The sequence below is a fragment of the Streptomyces sp. NPDC059355 genome (assembly GCF_042752335.1).
Taxonomy (GTDB): Bacteria; Actinomycetota; Actinomycetes; order Streptomycetales; family Streptomycetaceae; genus Streptomyces.
The window spans coordinates 146,933-152,932 of sequence record NZ_JBHYXN010000017.1; the positions used below are offsets into that span (position 1 = coordinate 146,933).

4 protein-coding genes are annotated in these 6,000 nt (G+C 71.1%); 3 read left to right on the forward strand and 1 reads right to left on the reverse strand.

Translation table 11 applies throughout. The features are described from left to right. Positions 1–48: 48 nt before the first annotated feature. Both ffh and ftsH read left to right on the forward strand, forming a co-directional pair. Positions 49–1,617, forward strand: coding sequence for a signal recognition particle protein (ffh, locus tag ACFXGI_RS18570; protein ID WP_384707414.1), 1,569 nt, complete (start codon positions 49–51; stop codon positions 1,615–1,617). Between the two features lie 216 nt (positions 1,618–1,833). After that, positions 1,834–3,669: an ATP-dependent zinc metalloprotease FtsH gene (ftsH, locus tag ACFXGI_RS18575; protein WP_384707440.1), complete on the forward strand. Its 1,836-nt coding sequence runs from the start codon at positions 1,834–1,836 to the stop codon at positions 3,667–3,669. A gap of 60 nt (positions 3,670–3,729) precedes the next feature. On the opposite strand, the gene ACFXGI_RS18580 is transcribed toward ftsH, so the two are convergent. After that, positions 3,730–4,407, reverse strand: coding sequence for a methyltransferase type 11 (locus ACFXGI_RS18580; protein WP_384707417.1), 678 nt, complete (start codon positions 4,405–4,407; stop codon positions 3,730–3,732). A 131-nt stretch (positions 4,408–4,538) separates the two neighbouring features. On the opposite strand from ACFXGI_RS18580, the gene proS reads away from it, so the two are divergent. Then, positions 4,539–5,951 (forward strand): proline--tRNA ligase, encoded by a 1,413-nt coding sequence (gene proS / locus ACFXGI_RS18585; RefSeq protein ID WP_384707419.1) that lies wholly within the window; start codon positions 4,539–4,541, stop codon positions 5,949–5,951. The last annotated feature ends 49 nt before the right edge of the window (positions 5,952–6,000 follow it).

Genomic DNA, 6,000 nt, shown 5'->3' on the forward strand with positions numbered 1-6,000 from the left:
ACCCTGGGGGACGACCACACGCCCCCGACCCGAGGAATCGCGACCACCGTGTTCGATACGCTTTCCGACCGCCTCAGCGCGACCTTCAAGTCCCTCCGGGGCAAGGGCCGCCTCTCCGAGCAGGACATCGACGCTGCGGCGCGGGAAATCCGTATCGCCCTCCTCGAGGCCGACGTCGCCCTCCCCGTCGTCCGCTCCTTCATCGCGAACGTCAAGGAGCGAGCCCGCGGCGAAGAGGTCTCCAGGGCCCTCAACCCGGGCCAGCAGGTCCTCAAGATCGTCAACGACGAGCTCGTCTCGATCCTCGGCGGCGAGACCCGGCGGCTGCGCTTCGCCAAGACCGCGCCCACCGTGATCATGCTCGCCGGTCTCCAGGGTGCCGGTAAGACCACCCTCGCCGGAAAGCTCGGCCTCTGGCTCAAGGGCCAGGGCCACTCCCCGCTGCTCGTCGCCTGCGACCTCCAGCGCCCCAACGCCGTCAACCAGCTCAGCGTCGTCGCCGAGCGCGCCGGCGTCGCGGTCTACGCGCCCGCCCCCGGCAACGGCGTCGGCGACCCGGTGCAGGTGGCCAAGGACTCCATCGAGTACGCCCGCACCAAGCAGTTCGACATCGTCATCGTCGACACCGCCGGCCGCCTCGGCATCGACTCCGAGCTGATGCAGCAGGCCGCGGACATCCGCGACGCCGTCAGCCCCGACGAGATCCTCTTCGTCGTCGACGCCATGATCGGCCAGGACGCGGTCAACACCGCCGAGGCCTTCCGCGACGGCGTCGGCTTCGACGGCGTCGTGCTGTCCAAGCTCGACGGCGACGCCCGGGGTGGTGCCGCGCTCTCCATCGCGCACGTCACCGGCAAGCAGATCATGTTCGCCTCGAACGGCGAGAAGCTCGACGAGTTCGACGCGTTCCACCCCGACCGCATGGCGGGCCGGATCCTCGACATGGGTGACATGCTCACCCTCATCGAGCAGGCCGAGAAGACCTTCAGCCAGGCCGAAGCCGAGAAGATGGCGGCCAAGCTGGCGAAGGGTCCGAAGGAGTTCACGCTCGACGACTTCCTGGCCCAGATGGAGCAGGTCCGGAAGATGGGCTCCATCTCCAAGCTGCTCGGCATGCTCCCGGGCATGGGCCAGATCAAGGACCAGATCAACAACATCGACGAACGCGACGTCGACCGCATGGCCGCGATCATCAAGTCGATGACCCCGGCCGAGCGCCAGGACCCGCACCTCATCAACGGCTCGCGCCGCGCCCGTATCGCCAAGGGCTCCGGTGCCGAGGTCAGTGCGGTCAAGAACCTCGTCGAGCGCTTCTTCGAGGCCCGCAAGATGATGTCCCGCATGGCCCAGGGCGGCGGCATGCCCGGGATGCCGGGCATCCCCGGGATGGGCGGCGGCCCCGGCCGGCAGAAGAAGCAGATCAAGCAGGCCAAGGGCAAGCGCAAGAGCGGCAACCCGATGAAGCGCAAGGAAGACGAGGCGGCGGCAGCCGCCCGCCGCGAGCAGGGCCCGCAGAGCGCCCCGCCCGCGACCGGCAGCCCCTTCGGCCTTCCCGCCGGCGGTCAGTCCGGCCAGGACTTCGACCTTCCGGACGAGTTCAAGAAGTTCATGAAGTAAGCGCGGGCGTACGAGGAGAGCCCCGGCCGGATCATCCGGCCGGGGCCCTTTTCCGTGTACTCCGCAGGCGCAATGGTGCGTTATATCCCTTATCGTCGGCCACGAGGACGGCAGTAAGGAGGCCACGTGCCCAGCCCCACCCCCGTACCGCCTCGCGACCGCGCCGACACTCCCTGGCGCTCCGAGGGTGCGCCGACGCCGCCGCCCAAGAGGAAGATGCCCGGGGGCTGGCGCGGACTGGCCCTCGCCGCACTGGTCGTCTTCCTGCTCGCCAACGTGGCCCTGTCGTACTTCAACCAGGGAGACGAGCCGACCGTCTCGTACACGGAGTTCAGCAAGCAGGTCGCCGCCGGCAACGTCTCGAAGATCTACTCCAAGGGCGACGCCATCCAGGGCGAACTGAAGAACAAGCAGCCGCTGCCCGACGGCGACAAGGGCGACTACACGAAGTTCGTCACCCAGCGCCCGGCCTTCGCCGACGACGACCTGTGGGCGAACCTCAGCAAGCACGACGTCGTCGTCACGGCCTCCCCGGTCGTCGTGCAGCGCAGCTTCCTGGCCAATCTGCTGATCTCGCTCGCCCCGATGCTCCTGCTGGTCCTCCTGTGGGTGTTCATCGCCCGCCGCATGGGCTCGGCCATGGGCGGCGTCGGCGGACTGGGCCGCAAACAGCCGCCCAAACCCGTCGAGCTGGAGGGCGGCAGACGCACCACCTTCGCCGACGTGGCCGGCATCGAGGAGGTCAAGGGCGAGCTCCACGACGTCGTGGACTTCCTCAAGAACCCCCAGCAGTACCGGGCCCTGGGCGCCAGGATGCCCGGCGGGGTGCTGCTCGCCGGGCCTCCCGGCACGGGCAAGACCCTGCTGGCCCGTGCGGTCGCGGGCGAGGCCGGGGTGCCGTTCTTCTCCGCCTCCGCCTCCGAGTTCATCGAGATGATCGTCGGCGTGGGCGCCTCCCGGGTCCGCGAACTCTTCTCCGAGGCGCGGAAGGTGGCACCCTCCATCATCTTCATCGACGAGATCGACACCATCGGGCGGGCCCGCGGTGGCGGGGCCGCCATGGGCGGCCACGACGAGCGCGAGCAGACCCTGAACCAGATCCTGACCGAGATGGACGGCTTCTCCGGATCGGAGGGGGTCGTCGTCATCGCCGCCACCAACCGGCCCGACGTACTCGACCCGGCGCTCACCCGCCCCGGCCGTTTCGACCGCACGGTGTCGGTCTCCCCTCCCGACCGGGCCGGCCGCGAGTCCATCCTGCGGATCCACACCCGGGACATCCCGCTCGCCGCCGACGCGGACCTCGACCAGGTGGCCCGCACCACCCCCGGCATGACGGGCGCCGACCTCGCCAACCTGGCCAACGAAGCCGCCCTGCTCGCGGTGAAGCGCAAGCAGACCCAGGTCACCCAGGCCGATTTCATGGACGCCCTGGAGAAGGTCCAGCTGGGCGCGGCGCGGTCACTGGTCATGCCGGAGGAGGAGCGCCGCCGCACGGCCTACCACGAGAGCGGCCACGCCCTGCTGGGCATGCTCCAGCCGGGCGCCGACCCGGTCCGCAAGATCACGATCGTGCCGCGCGGCCGGGCGCTCGGCGTCACCCTCTCGACCCCCGACGCGGACCGCTACTCGTACACGGAGGACTACCTCCGCGGCCGCATCATCGGCGCGCTGGGCGGCATGGCGGCCGAGCACGTCGTGTTCGACGTCATCACCACCGGCGCGGAGAACGACCTGGAACAGGTCACCAACCTCGCGCGCGGCATGGTCGGCCGCTGGGGCATGAGCGAGCGCGTCGGCCGCCTCACCGCGATCCCGGCGGACGCGCAGAGTCCGTACGGGCTGCTGGCGGCCCCCGCCACCCTCGACGTCGTGGACCACGAGATGCGGCGGATCGTCGACGAGTGCTACGAGGAGGCCTGCCGGCTGCTGCGCGAACACCGGCCGAAACTCGACGCGCTGACCGAGGCCCTGCTGGCGAACGAGACCCTGGACGAGCCGGCCGCCTACGAGGCCGCGGGCATCCCCCGGCTGTCGAAGGAGCCGAAGTAGCGGGGCGGCCCCGCGGCCCCTCGCGCCGGTCCGCGCCCGCCCCGCCCGGTCCCGTGCCGGCTACGGCACGCGGGCGATCACGTAGCGGAAGATGTTCGGCAGCCAGACGGCGCCGTCCGGCCGCTCGTACGGGTGAAGCGCCTCGGTCAGCTCCTTCTCGACCTGCGCCGGATCGGACGAGGACTCGTACAGCCCCGTCGACAGCAGCCCCCGTACCGCGCTGTCCACGTCCGCGTACCCGAAGGGGCAGAACACCCGCCCCGACCCGTCGGGCGCGAGCCCGGCCCGCGCCACGGCCGCGTCGAGGTCCCGCGGCTCGGGACCGCCGCCCAGGACGGCGGGCACCGTGCACCGCTCCGGCGGGCCCCAGTCGGCCAGCACCACCGCACCGCCCCGCCGCAGCGCGGGCAGGGCCGCGTCCAGGCCCGCCGCGGACGGCGAGAAGGCCAGCAGCACGTCGTACGGGCGCGCGCCGTCCGGCGGGGCCGGGACCACGTCCAGCAGCCGCTCGCGCGCCAGCGCCCGCCGCGACGGATCCGCCTCCACCCCCGTGGCGGCGGCTCCCCGCCCCGCGGCCAGCAGCAGGGCCAGCCCCGACCCGCAGTCCAGGCCGAGCAGCCGGTCGCCCGGCCCGACCTCCAGCCGTTCGTAGACCGCTTCGTACAGCGGTACCAGCATCCGTTCCTGGATCTCCGCCCAGTCACGGGCGACGAGCGTCGCCGTCGGCGTCGGTGTCATCGAAAGAGCGCTCCTGATTCCTTGTCGCCCCCTTGCCCCCGTTGCCAGAGAACTCCCCATTCGCCCCCGCGTCCAGAGGAGTGCGCCACCCGATTCACGCTCGGTGCGCCCGGCGCCGTACCATTCGCGCCATGGCAAAGGCACCCGTTCTCACCCCCCAGGCGGAGGATTTCCCCCGCTGGTACCAGGATCTGATCAACAAGGCCGAGCTGGCCGACAACGGTCCGGTACGCGGCACCATGGTCATCCGACCGTACGGCTACGGGCTGTGGGAGCGGATGCAGCAGGAGATGGACGCGCGCATCAAGGACGCGGGCGCCCAGAACGCGTACTTCCCGCTGTTCATCCCCCAGTCGTACCTGACGAAGGAAGCCGAGCACGTCGAGGGCTTCGCCCCCGAGCTCGCGGTCGTCACGCACGGCGGCGGCAAGGAGCTGGACGAGCCGGTCGTGGTCCGGCCCACCTCCGAGACGATCATCAACGACTACTTCTCCAAGTGGGTCCAGAGCTACCGCGACCTGCCCCTGCTGATCAACCAGTGGGCGAACGTGGTCCGCTGGGAGATGCGTCCGCGCGTCTTCCTCCGTACGAGTGAGTTCCTCTGGCAGGAGGGCCACACCGCCCACGCCACGTACGAGGACGCCCGCGACTACGCCGCCCGCATCCACACGGACGTGTACGGCGACTTCATGACGAACGTCCTCGGCATCGACGTCGTGCTCGGTCGCAAGACCGCCAAGGAGCGCTTCGCCGGCGCCATCAACACCCTCACCCTCGAGGGCATGATGGGCGACGGCAAGGCGCTGCAGCTGGGCACGAGCCACGAGCTCGGCACCAACTTCGCCAAGGCCTTCAACACGCAGTACCTGTCGAAGGAAGGCAAGCAGGAGCTCGTCTGGCAGACCTCGTGGGGCGTCTCGACCCGCATGGTCGGCGGCCTGATCATGTCCCACGGCGACGACAACGGCCTGCGCGTCCCGCCGCGTCTCGCGCACATCCAGGTCGTCGTCATGGCGATCAAGGGCGACGAGGCCGTCACCAAGGTCCGCGAGCTCGGCGCGCAGCTGAAGGCCGCCGGCATCCGCGTGCACGTCGACGACCGCGTCGACACCCCCTTCGGCCGCCGCGCCGTGGACTGGGAGCTCAAGGGCGTACCGGTCCGCGTCGAGATCGGCCCCCGCGACCTGGAGGCCGGCACCGCGATGCTGGCCCGCCGGATCCCGGGCGGCAAGGAGCCCGTGCAGATCGAAGCGCTCGCCGACCTGCTGCCCAAGGTGCTCGACGAGGACCAGGCGCAGCTGCTGCGCGAGTCCCGCGAGCGCCGCCTGGCCCGTACCTCCGACGTCTCCACCATCGAGGAGGCCGCCGAGGCCGCCGTCGCGGGCGGCTGGGCGCGGATCCCGTGGGCCGACCTCGGCCCCGAGGGCGAGGCCAAGCTGGGCGAGCAGGCCGTCTCCGTACGCTGCCTGATCGCCGCGGACGGGTCGGTTCCGGAGGCGGACGACGCCCCCGGTACGCTCGCGATCGTCGCGCGCTCGTACTGATCGCCGCCGTCTGATCCAAGGGGCCGGTCCCGGCGCACGGCACGAGCCG